General features: G+C 64.4%; 17 protein-coding genes and 1 tRNA gene. 5 read left to right on the top strand and 13 right to left on the bottom strand.

Going from position 1 to position 20,648, the window contains the following annotated elements; translation table 11 throughout:
- Window positions 1-196: 196 nt before the first annotated feature.
- The 4 genes from acpS to rpoZ all read right to left on the bottom strand — a co-directional run bounded on the left by acpS (window position 197) and on the right by rpoZ (window position 4,339).
- Window positions 197-616, bottom strand: coding sequence for a holo-ACP synthase (gene acpS, locus QX132_RS26980; protein WP_315758597.1), 420 nt, complete (start codon window positions 614-616; stop codon window positions 197-199).
- The gene (locus QX132_RS26975; RefSeq protein ID WP_316163293.1) at window positions 613-1,395 is read right to left on the bottom strand and encodes a pyridoxine 5'-phosphate synthase; all 783 of its coding nucleotides are present in this window, start codon (window positions 1,393-1,395) and stop codon (window positions 613-615) included. Before QX132_RS26975 ends, acpS begins: the two co-directional genes overlap by 4 nt.
- 81 nt (window positions 1,396-1,476) lie before the next feature.
- Window positions 1,477-3,777 (bottom strand): bifunctional (p)ppGpp synthetase/guanosine-3',5'-bis(diphosphate) 3'-pyrophosphohydrolase, encoded by a 2,301-nt coding sequence (locus tag QX132_RS26970; RefSeq protein ID WP_315784467.1) that lies wholly within the window; start codon window positions 3,775-3,777, stop codon window positions 1,477-1,479.
- Window positions 3,778-3,946: 169 nt separating this feature from the next.
- Window positions 3,947-4,339 carry a DNA-directed RNA polymerase subunit omega gene (gene rpoZ / locus QX132_RS26965; protein ID WP_006612728.1) on the bottom strand — a complete coding sequence of 131 codons (393 nt, stop codon included), beginning with the start codon at window positions 4,337-4,339 and terminating at the stop codon, window positions 3,947-3,949.
- 347 nt (window positions 4,340-4,686) lie between these two features.
- Between rpoZ and QX132_RS26960 the strand changes: the two genes are divergently transcribed.
- The gene (locus tag QX132_RS26960; protein WP_315740259.1) at window positions 4,687-5,337 is read left to right on the top strand and encodes an NYN domain-containing protein; all 651 of its coding nucleotides are present in this window, start codon (window positions 4,687-4,689) and stop codon (window positions 5,335-5,337) included.
- A complete protein-coding gene (locus tag QX132_RS26955) occupies window positions 5,318-6,004 on the top strand; it encodes a uracil-DNA glycosylase (protein WP_316163292.1) in 687 nt (228 codons plus the stop codon). Before QX132_RS26960 ends, QX132_RS26955 begins: the two co-directional genes overlap by 20 nt.
- 17 nt (window positions 6,005-6,021) lie before the next feature.
- Here QX132_RS26955 and QX132_RS26950 read toward each other — a convergent pair whose 3' ends face one another.
- The 4 genes from QX132_RS26950 to dapA all read right to left on the bottom strand — a co-directional run bounded on the left by QX132_RS26950 (window position 6,022) and on the right by dapA (window position 8,510).
- Window positions 6,022-6,606: a peroxiredoxin gene (locus QX132_RS26950; protein ID WP_316163291.1), complete on the bottom strand. Its 585-nt coding sequence runs from the start codon at window positions 6,604-6,606 to the stop codon at window positions 6,022-6,024.
- A 56-nt stretch (window positions 6,607-6,662) separates the two neighbouring features.
- A complete protein-coding gene (smpB, locus tag QX132_RS26945; protein WP_315711387.1) occupies window positions 6,663-7,136 on the bottom strand; it encodes an SsrA-binding protein SmpB in 474 nt (157 codons plus the stop codon).
- Window positions 7,136-7,552 (bottom strand): large conductance mechanosensitive channel protein MscL, encoded by a 417-nt coding sequence (gene mscL, locus QX132_RS26940; RefSeq protein ID WP_315740262.1) that lies wholly within the window; start codon window positions 7,550-7,552, stop codon window positions 7,136-7,138. Before mscL ends, smpB begins: the two co-directional genes overlap by 1 nt.
- A 67-nt stretch (window positions 7,553-7,619) precedes the next feature.
- Window positions 7,620-8,510 carry a 4-hydroxy-tetrahydrodipicolinate synthase gene (gene dapA, locus QX132_RS26935; protein WP_315740263.1) on the bottom strand — a complete coding sequence of 297 codons (891 nt, stop codon included), beginning with the start codon at window positions 8,508-8,510 and terminating at the stop codon, window positions 7,620-7,622.
- Window positions 8,511-8,820: 310 nt separating this feature from the next.
- Here dapA and QX132_RS26930 point away from each other — a divergent pair, with 310 nt between their 5' ends.
- Window positions 8,821-11,172 (top strand): lytic transglycosylase domain-containing protein, encoded by a 2,352-nt coding sequence (locus QX132_RS26930; protein WP_316163290.1) that lies wholly within the window; start codon window positions 8,821-8,823, stop codon window positions 11,170-11,172.
- 73 nt (window positions 11,173-11,245) lie between these two features.
- Here QX132_RS26930 and QX132_RS26925 read toward each other — a convergent pair whose 3' ends face one another.
- Both QX132_RS26925 and QX132_RS26920 read right to left on the bottom strand, forming a co-directional pair.
- Entirely contained in the window at window positions 11,246-12,775 is a 1,530-nt protein-coding gene (locus QX132_RS26925) for a porin (protein WP_315740265.1), read from the bottom strand.
- Window positions 12,776-13,441: 666 nt separating this feature from the next.
- Window positions 13,442-14,971 (bottom strand): porin, encoded by a 1,530-nt coding sequence (locus QX132_RS26920; protein ID WP_315784475.1) that lies wholly within the window; start codon window positions 14,969-14,971, stop codon window positions 13,442-13,444.
- A gap of 400 nt (window positions 14,972-15,371) precedes the next feature.
- Here QX132_RS26920 and QX132_RS26915 point away from each other — a divergent pair, with 400 nt between their 5' ends.
- Window positions 15,372-15,893, top strand: a complete 522-nt coding sequence (locus QX132_RS26915) for a MarR family winged helix-turn-helix transcriptional regulator (RefSeq protein ID WP_316163289.1) — start codon at window positions 15,372-15,374, stop codon at window positions 15,891-15,893.
- 64 nt (window positions 15,894-15,957) lie between these two features.
- On the opposite strand, the gene QX132_RS26910 is transcribed toward QX132_RS26915, so the two are convergent.
- Window positions 15,958-17,034 carry a hypothetical protein gene (locus QX132_RS26910; RefSeq protein WP_315784477.1) on the bottom strand — a complete coding sequence of 359 codons (1,077 nt, stop codon included), beginning with the start codon at window positions 17,032-17,034 and terminating at the stop codon, window positions 15,958-15,960.
- Between the two features lie 621 nt (window positions 17,035-17,655).
- Entirely contained in the window at window positions 17,656-19,185 is a 1,530-nt protein-coding gene (locus QX132_RS26905; protein WP_315784479.1) for a porin, read from the bottom strand.
- A gap of 746 nt (window positions 19,186-19,931) precedes the next feature.
- Between QX132_RS26905 and QX132_RS26900 the strand changes: the two genes are divergently transcribed.
- Window positions 19,932-20,025 (top strand) — tRNA-Ser (locus tag QX132_RS26900).
- A 132-nt stretch (window positions 20,026-20,157) separates the two neighbouring features.
- Here the strand turns inward: QX132_RS26900 and QX132_RS26895 are convergent.
- Window positions 20,158-20,511 (bottom strand): hypothetical protein, encoded by a 354-nt coding sequence (locus QX132_RS26895; RefSeq protein ID WP_316163288.1) that lies wholly within the window; start codon window positions 20,509-20,511, stop codon window positions 20,158-20,160.
- Window positions 20,512-20,648 lie beyond the last annotated feature (137 nt).

The raw sequence follows: 20,648 nt of genomic DNA, 5'->3' as shown, positions 1-20,648 counted from the left end.
GGCTTAAGGGAGTCTGTCCTGATTCTGGTGGTTAAGGCCAACTCCGGTTTGACCCAGAATCCGCCCGTGATGCAGCCGGTTCAATCCGGCGGGTTTTAGACGACTGCGCGGGGCCGCGCAATCAATCGCCGTATCAAAACTATATAACTCGCTGGAATCGATCGCATTTTTGTTTTTCCTGCGGGGCGGCCGCCCATCAGGATGTCTCGCGGCGCACCGCCGAAATTATGACGAAGGCTTGCGCCAGCGGCCAGTCGTCGGTGATCGACAGGTCGATGCGGGCCTCGTGGCCCTCAGGCGTCAGCGCCTTGAGCCGTTCGGCCGCGCCACCCGTAAGCTGCATGGTCGGCCTGCCCCCGGGCAGATTCACCACCCCCATGTCACGCCACCACACCCCGTGACGGATTCCGGTGCCGAGCGCCTTGGCGCAGGCCTCCTTGGCGGCGAATCGCTTGGCGTAGGTGGCGATCACCATCTTCTCGTTCTTGGCCCGCCGCTCGGCCTTGGCGCGCTCGGCCGCGGTGAAGATGCGGTTCAGGAAGCGCTCGCCATGGCGCCCGATGACCTCGCCGACCCGGCGGATGTCGATCAGGTCGGAGCCGATGCCGATGATCATGCTGATGTCCCCAGCCGCGCGCGGCCGCGATCCATCGCCGCGCGCATGGTCCGCACCGACTGGGGCAAACCCACGAACAGCGCCTCGCCCATCATGAAGTAGCCGATGTTGAGCTCGACGATCTCCGGCAGGGTCGCGATCCGCTCGGCGGTGGCATAGTCGAGCCCGTGTCCGGCATGGACCTCGAGCCCGACCGCATAGGCCAGCCGGGCGCCGGTCACGATCCGCTCCCACTCGGCAGCCGCCTTGTCATCATGGCCGTCGGTGATGGCATCGCACCAGCCGCCGGTGTGGATCTCGATCACGGGCGCGCGCAACCGGGCCGCCATCTCGATCTGCGCCGGGTCGGCGGCGATGAACAGCGAGACCCGGATGCCGGCATCGCTCAGCCGGGCGATCGCCGGTGCCAGCGCCTTGTGCTGGCCGACCACGTCGAGGCCGCCCTCCGTGGTCAACTCCTCGCGCCGCTCCGGCACCAGACAGCAGGCGTGCGGCCGCGTCGCGAGCGCGATCCGCACCATCTCCTCGGTGGCCGCCATCTCGAAATTCAGCGGCTTGGAGATCTCGGCCTTCAGCCGCGCCATGTCGTCGTCGCGGATGTGCCGGCGGTCCTCGCGCAGATGCGCCGTGATGCCGTCGGCCCCGGCCTCGATCGCGAGCAGCGCGGCGCGCACCGGATCGGGGCTACGGCCGCCGCGGGCATTTCGCAAGGTGGCGATGTGATCGACGTTGACGCCGAGGCGCAGCTTCGGAGGATGTGACTTAGACGGATCGGACATGGGCCGGCTCGCAGGACTTTCGAGTAGACTACGGCTTGTTTAGCGCATCCCGGAGCAGAACGCCGCTGCCATCCCCGCAGATTAGCCATTCACCCGGTCGACCCGCGCCACGATGGTCTTGGCGCGCAACTGGTTGATGATCGCCGAGAGATGCTTGAGGTCATAGACCTCGAGATCGATCGTGAGTTCGGTGAAATCAGGCGAGCGGCGGCTCATGCTGATGTTGTCGATGTTGCCGTCGTGCTCGGCGATCACGGTCGCGACCTGGGCGAGGCTGCCGGGCTCGTTGACGTTCTCGACGCGAATGCGCGCCGGGAAGCGCTGCGGGGAGGTCTCGTCGACATCCCAGCGCACGTCGAGCCAGCGCTCCGGCTCCTCCTCGAAATCCTTCAGCGCCGGCGACTGGATCGGATAGATCGTGATCCCCTCGCCCGGCGTCACGATGCCGACGATGCGGTCGCCCGGCACGGCGCCACCGTTCGGCGCGAACTTCACCGGCAGGCCGGAATTGAGCCCGCTGATCGGGATCGCAAACGGGCCGCGGTGGGGCTCGGCCGCAGGCGCAGCAGCCTTGGCTGCCGGCGCGGCGGCCGTCTTCTTGGCGCCGTAGCGCACGACGCGCTCTTCCTTGTAGTCCGGATACATCGCACGCGCGACGTCGGAGGCCTTGATCTCGCCACGTCCGACCGCCGCCATCACGTCGTCGATCGAGGCGCGGGCCAGGCGCGGCAACGCCCCTTTCAGCTTGTCGTCGGCATATTCGAGCTTGGTGCGCTCGAACAGACGCTCGACGATGCGGCGGCCGAGCCCGGCATATTGATCGCGCACGGCGGTGCGGGTGGCGCGCCGGATCGCCGCGCGGGCCTTGCCGGTGACGGCGAGCGTCTCCCAGGCCGAGGGCGGCGCCGACTGCGCGTCCGAGGTCAGGACCTCGACCTCGTCGCCGTTCTGCAGCTCCGACGACAGCGCGGCGAACTTGCCGTTGATCTTGCAGCCGACCGCGCTGTTGCCGACGTCGGTATGCACGGCATAGGCGAAGTCGATCACGTTTGCGTGGCGCGGCAGCGCGATCAGCTTTCCCTTCGGCGTGAAGCAGAACACCTGATCGTGAAACAGCTCCAGCTTGGTGTGCTCGAGGAACTCCTCCGGATTTGCGCTCTCCGAGAGGATGCCGATGGTGTGGCGCAGCCACGCGAATGCGTTCGATTCGCGTTTGAGCCGTTCGGTCGGCGAGCCGATGTCGTCCTTGTAGAAGGCATGGGCGGCGATGCCGAGCTCGGCGATCTGATCCATGTCCTCGGTGCGGATCTGCAGCTCGACGCGCTGCTTGCCCGGGCCGATCACGGTTGTGTGTATCGAGCGATAGTCGTTCTGCTTCGGCGTCGAGATGTAGTCCTTGAAACGGCCCGGCACGACCGGCCAGGTCGTATGCACGATACCGAGCGCACGATAGCAGGATTCGAGATCCGGCATGATCACGCGGAAGCCGAAGATGTCGGAGAGCTGCTCGAACCCGATCGATTTGCGCTCCATCTTGGTCCAGATCGAGAACGGCCGTTTGCGGCGGCCAAACACCCGGGCCGTCAGGCCATGGTCGCGAAACTTGCGCGCCAGCTGGCTCTCGATTTCGCCGATCAGATTGCGGTTGCGCTCCGCCAGCGCATCGAGCCGCTGCATCACCACGCTGTAGGCCTGCGGGTCGAGCGTCCGGAACGAGAGATCCTCGAGTTCCTCGCGCATCTCCTGCATGCCCATCCGGCCCGCCAGCGGCGCATAGATGTCGAGCGTTTCCTCGGCGATGCGCCGGCGCGACGTCTCGGGCACGAATTCGAGCGTACGCATGTTGTGCAAGCGATCCGCGAGCTTGACCAGCAGGACACGCACGTCGTCGGCGATGGCGAGCAGCAGCTTGCGCAGGTTCTCGGCCTGCTTGGCCTCGCGCGAGACCAATTCGAGCCGCTTCAGCTTGGTCAGTCCCTCGACCAGAGCGCCGATCTCGGGCCCGAAGAAGCGGTCGATCTCGGCGCGGGTCGCCTCGGTGTCCTCGATCGTGTCGTGCAGCAGCGCCGCGACGATGGTCGCGTCATCCAGCTTCAGGTCGGTCAAAATGGCCGCGACCTCGAGCGGATGCGTAAAATACGGGTCGCCGGACGCGCGGGTCTGCGACCCATGCGCCTTCATGGCGTACACATAGGCGCGGTTGAGGAGATCCTCGTTCGTATCCGGATTGTAGGAGCGGACCCGTTCCACCAGATCGTACTGCCGCATCATGCGGGAGCGCGGCTTCTGCGGCCGCGGCCGCTCAGCCGGCGGCGGAGGCGCCAACGCGGCCGATTCGGCCGCCGCCTGCATCTGCTGAGGAATGTGGCCCGAAACCACCATGGAAAATGACTAAACCTTTATCTTCGTGACCAAATCTGCCGGACGGCAGGCGCTGGCCGCAGCCCTATGGTAATCACGGAATCACGTTCAAATGCAAAGGCCCGGACGCGGTCCGGGCCTTCACAATCTCACAAGTGAACTGGAGCGCGCGCTGACGGCGACGAGGCCGTCACTCGTCCTCTTCGGGCTGCTCTTCCGGCGGAGCGAGGCCCTCGAGGCCCTTCAGCAGTTCTTCCTCGGTCATGCGCTCGACGGCGACCTCGGTGTCGTCGGCATCGACGCTGGCACCGGCCGAGCCGATCAGCGGCACCGTGTCCGGCTCCGGCTCGTCGACCTCGACGAACTTCTGCAGCGAATGAACCAGTTCTTCCTTCAGATCCTCGGGAGAAATGGTCGAATCCGCAATTTCGCGGAGTGCGACGACGGGATTCTTGTCATTATCTCTATCGATTGTAAGTTGTGATCCCGACGAGATCATGCGCGCGCGATGCGCGGCCAGAAGGACCAGGTCGAACCGGTTGTCGACTTTATCGATACAATCTTCCACAGTGACGCGCGCCATTGTCGCTCCGGTCCTTTGTGTGCTTAATATGCTGATTATGCTGGGCTAGTTATAGAGGCTGGCCGGTTTTCGCAAGGCTAAACTGGCGTCAGGTTTCGGTAAGGGGCAAGGTGTACCGAATTCGGCAACCTTGACTGGCGCTCCGTCCAGACCCGCGGAATTCGGGCGTTGGACAAGAAAACGCTTCATTACGTCGTCACAAGTGCGCCTTTGTTGCCCCGATCACTCCCGTTTGCGGTAACCTCACACCAGATGGACCGCCGACGCCTTGGCAGTATCTTGAAATGGAATGCGCGACCGACTGGAGTCGCGCCAAAAATAGAATCTAACTGAACGCGAGACACTGAATGTCATCTTCGACCAACAAGATTGCGCTCTTCATTGACGGCGCCAACCTATACGCCACGGCCAAGACGCTCGGCTTCGACATCGACTACAAGCGCCTGCTCAAGGAATTTCAGAGCCGCGGCACGCTGCTCCGCGCGTTCTATTACACCGCGATCATCGAGGATCAGGAGTATTCGTCGATTCGACCCTTGATCGACTGGCTCGACTACAACGGCTATACGGTCGTCACCAAGGCGACCAAGGAATTCATCGACGCCAGCGGCCGCCGCAAGGTCAAGGGCAACATGGACATCGAGCTCGCCGTGGATGCGATGGAACTCGCCGAGCATATCGACCAGATGGTGCTGTTCTCGGGCGACGGCGACTTCCGCTCGCTGGTCGAAGCGATGCAGCGTCGCGGCGTTCGCGTCACCGTGATCTCGACCATCTCCAGCCAGCCGCCGATGATCGCCGATGAGCTGCGCCGCCAGGCCGACGTCTTCACCGACCTCATGGAGTTGCAGTCCAAGCTCGGCCGCGACCCGTCGGAGCGCCCCGCCCCGCGCGAGCCGCGCCACCATTCCCCGCAATTCCTCCAGCGCAGCACGACCGCACCGGCCGCACGCACCACCACGACCACCCCCACCACCGATGACGATTTCGACGACTAGGCGGCGGACGGACGCCACATCTGCGCCATCCACCCCGTCCTCGACCAATCCCGATCGAGACTGTCCGCTGTGCCCTCGCCTCGTGGAGTTCCGCGAGGCGCAGCGCGCGCGTGAGCCGTCGTGGTTCAACGCGCCGGTGCCGTCGTTCGGTGATCCCGATGCGCGGCTCCTGATCGTCGGGCTCGCGCCGGGGCTGCAAGGCGCCAATCGGACGGGGCGTCCCTTCACGGGCGACTACGCCGGCGAGCTGCTCTATGGGACGCTGCTGCATTACGGATTTGCGAAAGGCCGGTTCGAAGCTCGCCCCGACGACGGGCTGACGCTGGTGGACTGTCGAATCAGCAACGCGGTGCGCTGCGTGCCGCCGCAGAACAAGCCGCTGCCGGCCGAGATCAACCAGTGCCGGAGCTTCCTCGGCGCCACCATCGCCACGATGCCGCGGCTGCGCAGCATCGTCGCGCTCGGCCGCATCTCCCACGACACGCTGCTGAAGCTGCTGGGCTTGCGCGCGGTCGCGGCGCCGTTCGCCCATGGCGCCGTGCACCAGGCCGGCAGGATCAGGCTGTACGACAGCTATCACTGCTCACGCTACAACACGAATACCGGCGTGCTCACGACCGAGATGTTCCACGCCGTGTTCGCGCGCGTAAAGGCGGAGCTGGATTAGTTCGGCACGCCCCACCCTCACGCGCCAGATGCGCGGTTGTCCTTCAGCCACACCAGCACGTCGCCCGCGTTCCTGTCCGGCGGAAACACCGGATAGAACACGTGGGTGATGCGCGCGGCGTCCACGATCATGGCAAGCCGCTTGATCATGGTCAGCCCGGCGATCTCCATCGTCGGCAACCGCAGTGCATTGGTCAGCTCGAGCTTCTCGTCCGACAGCACCGGAAACGGCAGGTGCAGGCGCGAGGCCATCTCGGTCTGATAGGCATTGCTCTGCGTCGACAGACCGAACACATGCACGGCGCCCGCTGATTTCAACTCGCCGAACAGGTCGCGGAAGCTGCAGGTCTGCGGCGTGCAGCCGCGCGCGCCCGGGATCATGTCCCAGTCCTCGACCAGTGACACCTTGCCGGGTTCGCCGGTCCGTGGATAGGCGAACACCACGGTCCGTCCCGGCAGATCCGACAGCGTGACCAGCGTGTCGTCGGTGGCACGCAGTCCGATCGCGGGAATGGTCATCCCGACCAGATGATCGGCTGCGCCGTCGTCGATCGGAGCCGGAATCCGGCTCCAGTCGACGTCCAAGAGGTTCTTCTGATTCATCGGATGCTTTCCCAAGGCTCAGGCGTGCCGCCGAGGAGCGCACGGCAAAGGTCTCGTTAGCCGCGCGCCCGCAGCAGGCGCCCCTTCTCGCGGCCCCAGTCGCGCTTCTTCTCGCTCTCGCGCTTGTCGTGCAGCTTCTTGCCCTTGGCCACGGCAAGCAGCAGCTTGGCGCGGCCACGCTCGTTGAAATAGAGCTTCAGCGGGATCAGCGTCATGCCTTCGCGCTCGACCGCACCCATCAGCTTGTTGATCTGCTTGCGATGCAGCAGCAGCTTGCGCGGCCGCTTCGGCTCGTGATTGAAGCGGTTGGCCTGCAGATATTCGGGAATGTTGGCGTTGATCAGCCAGATCTCGCCGTTACGCGAATCCGCATAGGATTCCGCGATCGTCGACTTGCCGCCGCGGACCGACTTCACCTCGGTGCCGGTCAGCGCGATGCCGGCCTCGATGGTGTCCTCGATCGCGTAGTTGAACCGCGCCTTGCGATTCTCGGCGGCGACCGTGATCTTGGGTTCGTTCTTTTCAGCCATCAGGACTTTTTCAGGAGATCACGGATCTCGGTCAACAGCTCGACCTCGGCCGAGGGCTTCGCCGGCGCCGCGGGGGCTGCCGCTTCGTTCCGCTTCAACCTGTTTATCACACGGATGATCATGAACAGCACGAAAGCGATGATGAAGAAGTTCAGGGTCAGGGTCAGGAACTGTCCATAGGCCAGCACGGCACCCTGCTTCTTCGCGTCCGCAAGGTTGCCCGCATTGACCGTCTTGGACAGCGGGATGAAGTAGTTCGAAAAATCGAGGCCGCCGGTGATGGCGCCGATGATCGGCATGATGACATCGGCGACGAGCGAGGTGACGATGGCGCCGAAGGCCGCGCCGATGATGACGCCGACGGCGAGGTCGACGACGTTGCCCTTCATCGCGAATTCACGAAATTCCTTCAACATGCTCGCGTCCCCCTCAGACTTGCGAGAAATCCTCGCGACCTTCGCCGATCCCGAGCTCCCTCGGAACCTAGTTGATCAGTCCGGCATGAACCATCGCCTCGCGCACCGCGACCCGGGTCGGCTCCGACACCGGCACCATCGGCAACCGCAGCTTCTCCTCGATCTTGCCGAGCAGCGACAGCGCGTATTTCACCGGCGCCGGGTTGGACTCGATGAACAAATTGGTGTGCAGCGGCATCAGCTTGTCGTGGATCTTCAGCGCCGTTGCGACATCGCCCTTCTGCCAGGCCTGGTGGAATTCCGAGCACAGCCGCGGCGCGACGTTCGACGTGACGGAGATGCAGCCATGGCCGCCATGCGCCATGTAGCCGATGATCGTCGCATCCTCGCCCGAGAGCTGGTTGAACTCCTCGCCCATCGCGGCGCGCTGCTGCGACACCCGCACCATGCTCGCGGTAGCATCCTTCACGCCGGCGATGTTCTTCAGCTCGAACAGGCGCTTCATGGTGTCGACGGACATGTCGATCACCGAGCGCGGAGGAATATTGTAGATGATGATCGGAATGCCGATCGCATCGTTGATCGCCTTGAAGTGCTGATACAGGCCTTCCTGCGTCGGCTTGTTGTAATAGGGCGTCACCACCAGCACTGCGTCAGCCCCCGCCTTCTCGGCGTGCTGGGCGAGCTCGACCGCCTCCTTGGTCGAATTGGAGCCGGCGCCGGCGACGACGGGCACGCGTCCCCGGGCCTCGGCGATGCACCACTCGACCACCTGCTTATGCTCGTCATGGCTGAGCGTCGGGCTCTCGCCGGTCGTGCCTACCGGCACGAGGCCGTTGGTGCCCTCGTCGATCTGCCAGTTCACCAGGCTGCGAAAAGCGGCCTCGTCCACGGAGCCGTTCTTGAAAGGAGTGACCAAGGCGGTGAAAGAACCCCGGAAATTCGTCTTGGCTGCCATGAAACTCCCTCCCAAACGCCGTTTGGCCCCTGTACGAGCCACTTCATACCGGGTCTGCCGACGAGGCGGAAGGCCCGCCCGCGGTTGGGCTGCCTTCTCAACAGGCACACGGATCGCTCGAATCGCATTGCCGAGGCCCGCGATCACCCTTCGCTGAAGCCCCACGGCCCGCACGCCGCCCTTCGGTCGTGATTTCGCCGCGGTGTTGGCGCAGGTTGCAGTCCTTCCCGGTATATTTAGGATTTGTTCACCTTTTCGATAGACCCATGTTGGTCAGGGGATCGAAGTCATCCGCCGCAAAAGGAACGCCGTGCCCTTTTCTGCCCGCGCCACTGCATTGCGATCGACCGCCCTGTCGGTGTCACTCTCGGTGTCCTTGGCCGCCGGCCTGACACTCGGATGGGCTCTCGCCGGACATAGCGCTCTCGCCAAGGACCAGGCTGCTGGGTCCAAGGTTTCGGGATCCAAGGCTCCCGCGGCCAAGGTTCCGGTGCCGAAGGCGCGTCCGATCGCGCGCAGCGCGGTTCCGAAGACGAACACCCACGAGGCCGCCGGGACCAAGAGCGAGGTCGACGCGCGGGCCGAAGCGAAGGCCGAGGTCAAGAGCAGCCCCAAAGGCGCCGGCGAGACGCCGCGCGCGGCCCCGAGGGACATCACCCCCGGCGCGGCGGCTGCGAGCCTGCCGGCCCGCCAGCATGCCGCCCTGCCCGTCTCCCGCAAGCATGTGGTGCCGGCTGCGATCGCCGCGACGTCCTCGACCTCGCAATCCGACAAGGAGGCGCTCGAAAACGTGATCGAGCTCGTCCGCAAGCGCAAGCCCAGCGATGCCACCGAGGTCGTGCAGGCGATCTCGGATCCCGTGGCGCGCAAGCTCGCGGAGTGGGTGATCCTGCGCAGCGACAACAACAATGCCAGCGTGGAGCGCTACCGCGCGTTCATCGCCGCCAACCCGTCCTGGCCGTCGCAGACCTTCCTGCGGCGCCGGCTCGAGGCCGCGTTGTGGGACGACAAGCGCGACGATGCCGTGGTGTGGTCCTGGTTCGAGAACGAATCGCCGCTGTCGGCCAAGGGCAAGTTCGCGCTGGCCCGGGTGATGCTCAATCGCGGCGACCGCGCCAATGCCGAGCGCCTGGTGCGCGATGCCTGGCGCAACGACGCGATGTCCGAGGAGACCGAGAACAACATCCTGGACCAGTACGGTGCCCTGCTGTCCGGCGGCGATCACAAGGCGCGGATGGACACGCTGCTGTATGGCAGCGAGCACGAGGCCGCCATGCGCGCTGCCCGGCGGCTTGGCTCGGGCCACGTGGCGCTGGCAAAAGCGCGAATCGCGACCTACCGCAAAGCCTCCAATAGCCAGAGCCTGCTCGAAGCCGTGCCGCGCGAACTCCACGGCGATGCAGGCTATATCTTCAGCCGCATCCAACTGCTGCGGCGCGACGAAAAATTCGCCGAGGCGGCGCAGCTGATGCTGAACGCGCCCAAGGATCCCGGCCGCCTGCACAATCTGGACGAATGGTGGATCGAGCGCCGACTGCTGGCGCGAAAGATGATCGACACCGGCGAATATCGCAGCGCCTATCTGATCGCGCGGGATGCGGCGCTGCCGAACCGCGACATCTACAAGACCGAGCAGGAATTCACTGCCGGCTGGATCGCACTGCGTTTCCTCAACGATCCGGCCACCGCGGCCCAGCACTTTGCGCGCATCGGCGTCGGCAGCGTCAATCCGACCACCCTGGCGCGGGCCGGCTATTGGCAGGGCCGCGCGGCAGAAGCGATGGGGCGCATGCAGGAGGCGCGCGCGGCCTATACGTCGGCCGCCGAGCAGTCCACGAGCTATTACGGACAGCTGGCGCGCGCGAAGCTCGGCCTGCCGCAGCTCGGCCTCAATGCGGCGCCGAGCGGCCGTGGACGCGGCGTCGAGCGGCTCGAGGTGGTGCGCGCGGTGCAACTGCTCTACGAGCTCGACGAGGGCGAGGTCGCGATCCCGATCTTCGCTGACATGGGCGACAATGGCGACCCCGACGCGCTGGTCGGACTCGCGGAAATCGCCGCGCGAAACAGCGATGCGCGAGCGATGCTGCTGGTCGGCAAGGCCGCACTCAATCGCGGGCTGCCGTTCGACCATTACGCCTATCCGGTCACGGGCATTCCTGCGTTCCGCTCGCTGGGACCGGAGGTCGAGCCGAGCGTGGTCTTCTCGATCGCGCGCCAGGAGAGCGCCTTCAACCAGGCCGTGGTCTCGCCGGCACAGGCCTATGGGCTGATGCAGGTCACGCCGGATGCGGGTCGCTACGTCTGCAAGCGCGCGGGCGTCAGCTTCGATCTGAACCGGATGAAGACCGACCCGGTCTACAACGCGCAGCTCGGCGCCGCCGAGCTCGGCGGCCTGCTCGAGGACTATCGCGGCTCGTACATCATGACCTTCGCGGCCTACAATGCCGGCCGCGGCAGCGTCAGAAAATGGGTCGAGCGCTATGGCGATCCGCGCGATCCCAAGGTCGATGCCGTCGACTGGGTCGAACTGATCCCCTTCTCGGAGACCCGCAACTACGTGCAGCGGGTGATGGAGAACCTGCAGGTCTATCGCGCCCGCTTCGGCGGCGGCTCGCGGCTGCAGATCGAGGCCGATCTGCGCCGCGGCGCTGTGGTGGAGTAGCGAGTAGCGAAGCCTGGGCTCCGCTACGTCGTCAACCGCTATTCTCTACTCCCTATTCGCCATTCGCCCGCACTTACCAGTTGCGCTGGGCACGCACCAGCAGCGAGACCGAGTCCTGGTCCTTCAACTGGTAGGTCGTGGCCGGCTTGGCAACGGCCGCGACCGCCGGTGCGTTCACCACGCCGGTGAACTTCTGGTCCAGCCTGGTCCAAGCGACGTCAGCAGAGAAGGTCAGATTCTTGACCGGCGTCCAGCGCGTGATCACACCCACCGTCGAGATGTTGAAGTCGGGGTTGCAATTCGCAGGCGTGATGCCGAGAGCGACCATGCCTGCACCGTTGCAGATCAGTCCCTTCGCGGTGTTGTTGTATCTGACGCCGCTCCAGGAGCCGTAGACCGCCGTATTCCAGAACGGATCCCAGTTGTGGGTGAAGGCCCCGCGGAAGCCGTAGGTGGTGGTCAACTGCTGCTGCGTATTCGCCCCGAACACCGAATCCGACACGCCCGCGAAGCCCAGGCTCTGGAAAGCGCCGGCCATGTTGCTGCCGCCATACATCGCGTAGTTGATCGGCGCGAGGCTCTGGAAGTTGTAGCGGCTGGCGCCGTTGGTGTAGACGCCCTGCAGATTGATGGTGTCGCCGGCGCCGGTCGGGATGTTCTTGATCGACAGGGCGAGCTGACCCGCATAGCCCCATTTGTCGGCCGGGTGGCCGGTCGTCTCGTTGGCACCGAAGAAGGCGGCGTGATTGTCATGCGCCGCGAACGACGCCTGGAACAGACCCCAGGCCTGATCGACGCGCACCATGCCGACGATGTCGGGCGCGACGTTGCCGCCGAAATTCGACGTGCCATAGCTGCCGGTGAGCACGCCGGCGGCCGTCTGTCCCGCCGTATTCCAGATCTGCGACTGCGAATACTGCGTCGCATCCTGGGCCGAGATCGCGGCCGTGATGCCCGAGCCGAAGTCCGCGGTGTAGGTGAACTGGTTGACGCCGGTGATGGTGCCGCCGCCGCCGGTCAAACCGTCGAAATTGTTGCCGGGATAGTTGGCCCAGGGCGCGTCGAACTGCGACACGGCCTTACCCATGGTGAAGCCGGCAAACTGGATGAAGGCGTAGAAGACACCGAGCCCGCCTTGCGCGATGTTGCCGTCGGCCTGCGCTCCAGGCGCGCCCGCCGTCGAATAGGCAGTCGCGCCCGTGGGGGAGCCGGTCCCCGCGTAGCTGCCCCCGGTCCACTGGAAGACACCATCGAAGAAGGTGCGCACGACGCCATATTCGGTCGCGGTGCGGGTGTCGATGTTGAGGTCGGCACGCGAACGCGTCGTGTAGTAGTTGCTGAGACGATTTCGCCCGCCGGCGACGCCGTTCACGGCATTCTGGAAGATCGTATTCGTACCGAAGCCTGCTTCGGCACGCAGAAAGCCGCCCAGCTTGATGCAGGTGTCGGTGCCCGGAATGTAGAAGAATCCCGCTCCGTACATGGAGCAGACCCTCACATACTCGACCGCTTTGGCCTTGATCGGAAGGTCGGCGGCCTGAGCCCCACCCATGGCGAGCAACGCCGCCCCTGAGCCCAGAACAAGGCTCCTCACAGTCTTCATACTAACCTCCAAATTGCTCAGTTCAGACCGGCCCGGCTCGACATCGAACGACCGCCCCCACGGTCAGCCCGTCTCCAGCTGCACCACAGTGCTCGCGCATAGCGTTGCAGTCGGAACGATCGAGAGGCGGACTTGGTGCTTTATCGGACCATTCTCGTGACCGGCCGGATCACGCATGTGGCGCGGCCGCGGCACGGCACACGGCTGCCAAATCTCCAAGAGTAATGTGTCGGGGAAGACTTTCGCCGCCGAATGCATGTCGCGGTCGTGGCGGGAATGCAGCAGGACGGGCGCCGAGAAGGGCGGCGAGCGCGAGTCTCCCACTTCTCCGGCCTGACCATCGCGGCACCCGCCCTCGTCTGCCCGAGGTCACGCAGGCCAAGCTTGGCTCAAACGTGCGGTCGAACCGAACGAACCCGGCGACCGCCTCTCACGGATGTTTGAGCCGGATGGCCACGAGTCGGTCGCGAAATTCCATCCAGATCGCATTGCGTCGCGTGGCCGCGCGGTGTGGTTCTCGGGCGGGTCTGCAGTATGTTTGTCAGCGACAGAGCGGAGCGGCGAGGAATGCGGGTCTCGGCGCTGGAGCACGCGCTGGCCAGGCAAAGAAAAACCCCCGGCAGTTGCCTGCCGGGGGCTGGTCAAACCGTCATGAAACGGTCTGGATCACCAGTTGCGCTGAGCGCGGAGCAGCAGCACAGCCGACTGCTGATCCTTGATCTCGTACACTGCGGCCGGCTTCGCGACGGCAGCAACCGCCGGCGAGGTCACCGAACCAGAGTGCTTCTGGTCGAGCCAGGAGTAGGCGAAGTCGGCCGAGAAGGTCAGGTTCTTGACCGGGGTCCAGCGCGTGATCAGGCCGATGGTGGCCAGATCGAAGTCCGGATTACAGGTCGAACCCGCGTTGAAGGCCGCGACAACGCCGGGGCTGGTGCAGATCAGGCCCTTGGCAGTGCCGTTGTAGCGGACGGCAGCCCAAGACCCGTAGATCGCAGTGTTCCAGGCCGGGTTCCAGTTGTGCGTATAAGCACCACGGATACCGTAGGTCGTGGTCAGCTGCTGCTCACCGCCGGTCGTGAAGACCGAGTCGCCCACGCCCGCAAAGCCGATGCTCTGATAGGCGCCAGCCAGACCCGTGCTGCCGTACATCGAGTAGTTGTTCGGCATCAGGCTCTGGATGTTGTAGCGGCTCGCACCATTGGTGTAGACGCCCTGCACGTTGATCGTGTCACCAGGTCCGGTCGGGATGTTCTTGATCGACAGGGCCAGCTGAGCCGCCCAACCCCACTTGTCGGCCGGGTGGCCGGAGGTCTCGGACGCGCCGTAGTAAGCGACATGGTTGTCATGCGCCGCGAACGACGCCTGGAACAGACCCCAGGCCTGGTCGACGCGGACCATACCGACGAAGTCCGGAGCAACGTTGCCGCCGTAGGCGCTGGTGCCGTAAGCACCACCGATCACGCCAGCCGCCGTCGAACCAGCCACGTTCCAGAGGTTGTTCTGGTAGTAGGCAGTCGCATCCTGGGCCGAAACCGTGGCCGTGATGCCGGAGCCGAAGTCAGCGGTGTAGCTCAGCTGATTGACGCCGGTAACCGTGCCGCCGCCGCCGGCGAGACCGTCGAAGTTGTTGCCCGGATAGTTGGTCCAGGGCGTGTCGAACTGCGACACGGCCTTACCCATCGTGAAGCCGGCGAACTGGATGAAGGCATAGTACACGCCGAGCGAGCCCTGCGCGATGTTGCCGTCGGCCTGAGCGCCAGGCGCACCCGCCGTCGAGTAGGCGGTCGCACCGGTGGCCGAACCCGTGCCGGCATAGCCGCCCGAGGTCCAGCTGAAGGTCAGGTCGGCGAAGGTGCGGACCACGCCGTATTCGGTCGCCGTGCGGGTGTCGATGTTCAGATCTTCACGAGCACGAGAGGTGTAGTAGTTGCTGAGGCGGTTGTGTGCGCCGCCCTGGCCGTTGAACGTTCCGTTGAAGATGCTGTTGCTGCCGGCGACCACTTCGGCGCGCAGATAGCCACCCAGCTTGATACAGGTGTCGGTGCCGGGGATGTAGTAGAAGCCCGCACCATACAGGGAGCAAACCTTCACATACTCGACCGCTTTGGCCTTGATCGGAAGGTCGGCCGCCTGAGCCGCGGACATGGCGAGCAGAGCTGCCGCCGAGCCGAGGACAAGGCTCTTAACCGTCTTCATTTAAACCTCCAAGTTGCTCTTTTGAGAAAGAACCGGACCAAGATCCCCCAGGACGATCCGCTTCCTCCGCTCCCGAAAAACCGCTTCAGCCGCTTCGCGCCATCGGACACACCCGCATCACGCGAGGGACTTAAGCGAACCACCTGTCACGGGACGATCGAGTAACCCCCCACCGTCGCCAGGAACTATGCCTTCGCTCATTCGGTAAGCAAAATAGTTTATGCAGTCAGGTAATTGAATGAAGCCGAAATGTGTCTTGGGGGCAACACAATGGCAGCTTGTTGTGCAGCGCACGGGGGACGACGGATGTCCTCCTAGATAAGTGATTTTGTTGCGGATTTTTTTTCTTTAGGGTCAAGCTTCGTACCGGAACTCCTGAGCAATGGCGCCCTTGAAGAACATGTCTGCCGCACCTGTGGAAGCGGACGCGCAACCGAAGACTGCCGAACATCTGCCGAAGAATCGCGACGGCATTCTTCGCTTCGCCAGGGAGATCTCCACGATCAACGTCCATCTGGAGGAGCTGAGGTACTTCTGGGCCAAGAGAATCGGCATCAGTGGCCCGCAATGGATGATCCTGATGGCGATCTCCGAACTGGATCAAGGCGAGGGAGTCGCCGTGAATGCGGCGGCCAAGCGGCTGCACGTCGACCCCTCCTTCGTCACGACGCAGTCGAAGCTGCTCGAGAAGAAGGGCTTCATGGAACGCAAGCCCGCCCCCAACGATGCGCGCGTGGTCCGGATGTCGCTCACCGCCAAGACATCGGAGCAGTTCGCCGAGCTGGAAGCTCAGCAAGCGCAGATCTTCGGCTTCATCTTCGAGGAATTCGACGCTCGTGAGCTCGCGACCTTCACGGACAAGTTGGCTGGCCTCAAGGACCGTTTCGAAAAGGCCAGCGCGCGACTCACGATGGGGCTCTGAGGCCCCCGAGGCGGTCACGGCCCGACCGCCTCTTACAGGCAGCGAGCGCAGACATAGGGTCGCGTCAGCCTGGAGGCCGCGGAGACCCCGCCAGACGCTTGGCGATCCAGTCGAAGACGAAGGCATCGGCTTCGAGCCAATCGGCGCCCGCGCTGGAGACGATCTTCAGGGTGATGTCCGGGTGCTCGCGCTTGATCTGCGCGATCAGCCGGGTTGCGATGTCGGCTCGAAGCCAGCCACCCTCCGGCACCGTCACCAGCAGCGGACACATGATCTGCCGCGCCGCCAGCCCATCGGTCGCGATCGACAGCCTGCCCCGCTCGCCCGCACCGGGTCGGCGCGACAGGAAGACGCGCTCGTGAATGTCCCACAAGCCGGCGTCGCAGACCGCCGCAGCATAACGCGGATCGAGTGCGATGCCGCGCGCGACGAAGGACGAGCTCCAGTCGTCGGCCAGGATCGCGATCCGGCCTTCGTCCACGTCATCACGGGACGTCACGTAGTCCGTCACGCTCGCGATGGCTGATTCGAGATCGCGACGGCCGACGATCTCCTCGAAACGGCAGTCCGGTCCGCTGCCCAGCAGATCGACCACCAGCAACGCCAAGCCGCGCTGCTCCGCATGGGCTGCAAGCTTGAACAGGGAGGTTTCCTTGCGACGGCCGGGCTCACCGATGCAGATGACGGTGGGCGCCCTGCCTGCCCCGCAGCGCGCCGGCAGGAAATAGGCTTCGAGCGAATAGTCCGCGCGCCAGGGAATCGTGACGACCTCTCCTGGCGGATCGGCGCAGCGCAGGAATTCGCGCGCACATTCGCGCATGCGGGACAGCACGACGGCCTGGCGGGAGCGTGAGCTGCTGAACGGACAGGCCGCAGCCTCATAACAATCGACCGCGCGCGACCATTTGCGCAACGCCAGCTCGGGACGGCCGCTGCTCACAGCGTCGGCGGCGGCAGCCTTCATCGCATCCGCGCATTGCATCCACTCGCGATACCAGGACTCGTCGTCGCTGGCGTCGATCCGCTGCGCAACCGCCAGACATTCCGCAAGCTCGGCCCGGCCCTCCGGCCGCGCCTCCAGCAACCGCGTGATGGCGCCCGCCAGATCGTCTTGCTCGGACCACGGACGCAGCACTCCCACAGAGCCTTCCGAACTCATCTTGGACTGATTCCTCGCTGGCGTGACGGTGTGGCCCCGTCATCTGGCGGTCATCGTGACCACCCGGGATTTCCCGGTCAAGCCGATGCGCAAGGAATTTTGCTCCGACCTTTGGTCTACGATGGATGCTTTGCGCTGACGCGCAGCGGTTGCACCGGTACGTTGCAACCGAAAGCCAACCTCAGGAACCGGGCGACGAGGAGATCCTGAAATGAAGAAACCTCCGGCGGGGCATCGCCAGAGGTTTCGTGGAGTCTAACATCATATGATCGTCGAACTTGGATCGGCAGTGTCCTCTTGAGGAGGGATCGCTATCAGCGCGTGACAAAATTAGCTTATCAACTCATCTGTTTTCAACACCAATTTAAAAAAATACCGACAGACTGTCAAGTCACTGAAAAGAAAGTGATTTTCGATCAACGAGGCGTTCGGAATCCTCCTCATTACCTCAGCCGTCGATTTTGATTTGTCTCAGTTGCCGATCTTGCATCGATCTTCGAGCAAGCCTGACTCGGGTGCTGGGCCGGAATGCGCTGTCACAAACAGCAAAAACCCCCGGCAGTTTCCTGCCGGGGGCTCTTGAACCCGATCAGACGATCAGGATCAGAAGTTGCGCTGAGCGCGGAGCAGCAAGGACACCGAGTTCTGGTCCTTGAGCTGGTAGGTCGCCGCCGGCTTGGAAACCGTGGCCGAACCCGGGTACGCGATGTTGCCCGAGTACTTCTGGTCCAGGTTGGTCCAGGCCACGTCGGCCGAGAAGGTCAGGTTCTTGACCGGGGTCCAACGGGTGATCAAGCCGAGCGAGGAGATGTTGAAGTCGGGGTTGCAGGTGAAGCCTGCGCCCGCGATCGCACCCATCGCCGCGCTGCCGCAGATCAGGCCCTTGGCAGTGTTGTTGTAGCTCACGGCAGCCCACGAACCGTAGATCGCCGAGTTCCAGGTCGGGCTCCAGTTGTGGGTGTAAGCACCACGGAAGCCGTAGGTCGTGGTCAGCTGCTGCTCACCGCCGGTCACGAAGACCGAGTCGCTGACGCCAGCGAAGCCGAGCGTGCCGTAGACACCAGCCGTGCTGCTGCCGCCGTACATCGCGTAGGTGGTCGGCACCAGGCTCTGAGCGTTGTAACGGCTCGCACCGTTGGTGTAGACGCCCTGGATGTTGATGGTGTCGCCGGGGCCGGTCGGGATGTTCTTGATCGACAAGGCCAGCTGAGCCGCCCAGCCCCACTTGTCAGCCGGGTGACCGGTGAGCTCGGTGGCGCCGTAGTAGCCGGTGTGGTTGTCATGCGCCGCGAACGACGCCTGGAACAGACCCCAGGCCTGGTCGACGCGGACCATGCCGACGATGTCCGGAGCAACGTTGCCGCCGAACGAGTTGGTGCCGTAGGAGCCGCCAACGATGCTGGCTGCAGTGATGCCCGACACGTTCCACAGGTTCGTCGTGTAGTACTGGGTCGCGTCCTGCGCCGAGATCGCAGCCGTGATGCCCGAGCCGAAGTCGGCGGTGTAGGTGAACTGGTTGACACCGGTCACGGTGCCGCCGCCGCCCCACAGGCCGTCGAAGTTGTTGCCCGGGTAGTTGGTCCAGGGCGCGTCGAACTGCGACACGGCCTTACCCATCGTGAAGCCAGCGAACTGGATGAAGGCGTAGTACACGCCCAGGCCACCCTGCGCGATGTTGCCGTCGGCCTGTGCGCCAGGAGCGCCAGCCGTCGAGTAGGCGGTTGCGCCGGTCGCCGAACCCGAGCCGGCGTAGGTGCCGCTGGTCCAGGTGAACGTCAGATCGGCATAGGTACGAACCACGCCGTACTCGGTCGCGGTGCGCGTGTCGATGTTGAGGTCCTGACGAGCACGGCTGTAGTAGTAGTTGCTGTGGCGGTTCATGCCGCCGGCAACGCCGTTGACGGCGTTGTTGTACTGGCCGTTGCTGGCGAACGACGTTTCAGCACGCAGGTAGCCGCCCAGCTTGATGCAGGTGTCGGTGCCGGGGATGTAGTAGAAGCCGGCGCCGTAAAGCGAGCAGACCTTCACATATTCGACCGCCTTGGCCTTGATCGGAAGGTCAGCTGCCTGAGCCCCGGACATGGCGACGAGAGCGGCCGCCGAGCCCAGGACAAGGCTCTTGATCGTGTTCATAATGTTAAACCTCCAAGTTGCTCAGTCAGGGAAGGTTCCGCCTCCGCTGGGTGAGAGACACCCTTGGGGTTGGTACCGTTATCCCTCTTCGACCCGTCGCTCAGCCGCTTCGCGCTATGGGACACACCCGCATGAACGCGAGGGACTTGAGCGAACGACCTAAACGGGACGACGTCGGGATGCCCCCCTTCGTCGTGTGAGCAGAATTACCGAAGGCCTTTGCACACGCAACAAAGGAACCATCATTGCGGCGCCCAGGCGGCGCCTTTTCGGACTGGTGTTGCACAAAAGGCACGCGACCGTGGTTCTGCGGGAACACCTAACTTGCTGTTTATGTTATCGTTTTGTCACAACGCAATTTTGGGTGTTCAGGGCCGCGAGCACTCGCCCGCCAGGAACCCGCCCCAAGTCAGGCACGGGGCCACGAATCCAGCCAAGGCGCTGAACGAGAATCGGACCGGAGGACAATGCCCTCTGCGCCCCCTGCCACCGGCCCGTCGTTCCAGGCGACCCTCTATATTGGTGACGCTCTATATCAGGGACCATCGAGAGGGCCTGCGCCGCCCGTCGACTTCCATGCCGTGCCGCGTCCGATCAAACGGCAGGCTCAGCTCGGATCGATCGCCAACGGTGGAGATCACCGTCCGGGGCCGATCCGGCGAAGACGCAGCCCTGTGAGGATTTCGAAACCGCATGCAATCTGCCGCTTGCGGCTCAGCGCGGCGTCGGGCATACCGACCCTCGCTGGAGACGTGGCCGAGTGGCTGAAGGCGGCGGTTTGCTAAACCGTTATAGGGCCCTAAAGCCCTATCGAGGGTTCGAATCCCTCCGTCTCCGCCAGCCGCCCGTCGGCGCGGCCAGCAGCCCCCTCCCCCTGATCATCCGCACCAAGGCCGAGCCGTTCACGCACCTGCCGGATCGCAACGGACCGTGGCCGCCGTGATCACGGTTGCCGCGCGATCACGCGCGGGTTCAATCGAACAGACCACGGCTGAGGTTGATCACGAAGGCGGCGGGCACGCCGATGACGGTGCCGACGAAGCCATAGCCCATCGCAGCCCACCATGACGCCGCGCCTCCTGCTCCCATCACGGCACCGTAGATGGCGCCGAGGCCCGCACAGAGCACGGTCACCACGACGAGGCGGCGGTCGTTGCGGGCCTCCACCCGCAGACGCTTCAACTCGCGCCGGCTCTGCACCGCAGGCCCGGCCGGCTCGGTCGATCCGCAATGCGGGCACGCCACTGCGCTGAAGGAGACGCCGCTGCCGCAGTCATGGCAGTCGATCAGCTCTTGCCGCCGCGCCTGTCGCCGTGCCTGGCCCATGCCATCAATCCCACCTGCCTGCGTCACATCGGACGACAGATAGGAGATTCATAGGCGCGCGACGAGGCCCGCTTCCCACGAGAATGAACGATCGAGCGCGGGTCACCCCAGCGCTCCCGGTTGGCGGCCGGCGAACT

Origin of the sequence: Bradyrhizobium sp. SZCCHNRI20481 (assembly GCF_032485055.1) — a bacterium.
Taxonomy (GTDB): domain Bacteria; phylum Pseudomonadota; class Alphaproteobacteria; order Rhizobiales; family Xanthobacteraceae; genus Bradyrhizobium.
This window is presented reverse-complemented; position numbering and strand designations above follow the sequence as displayed.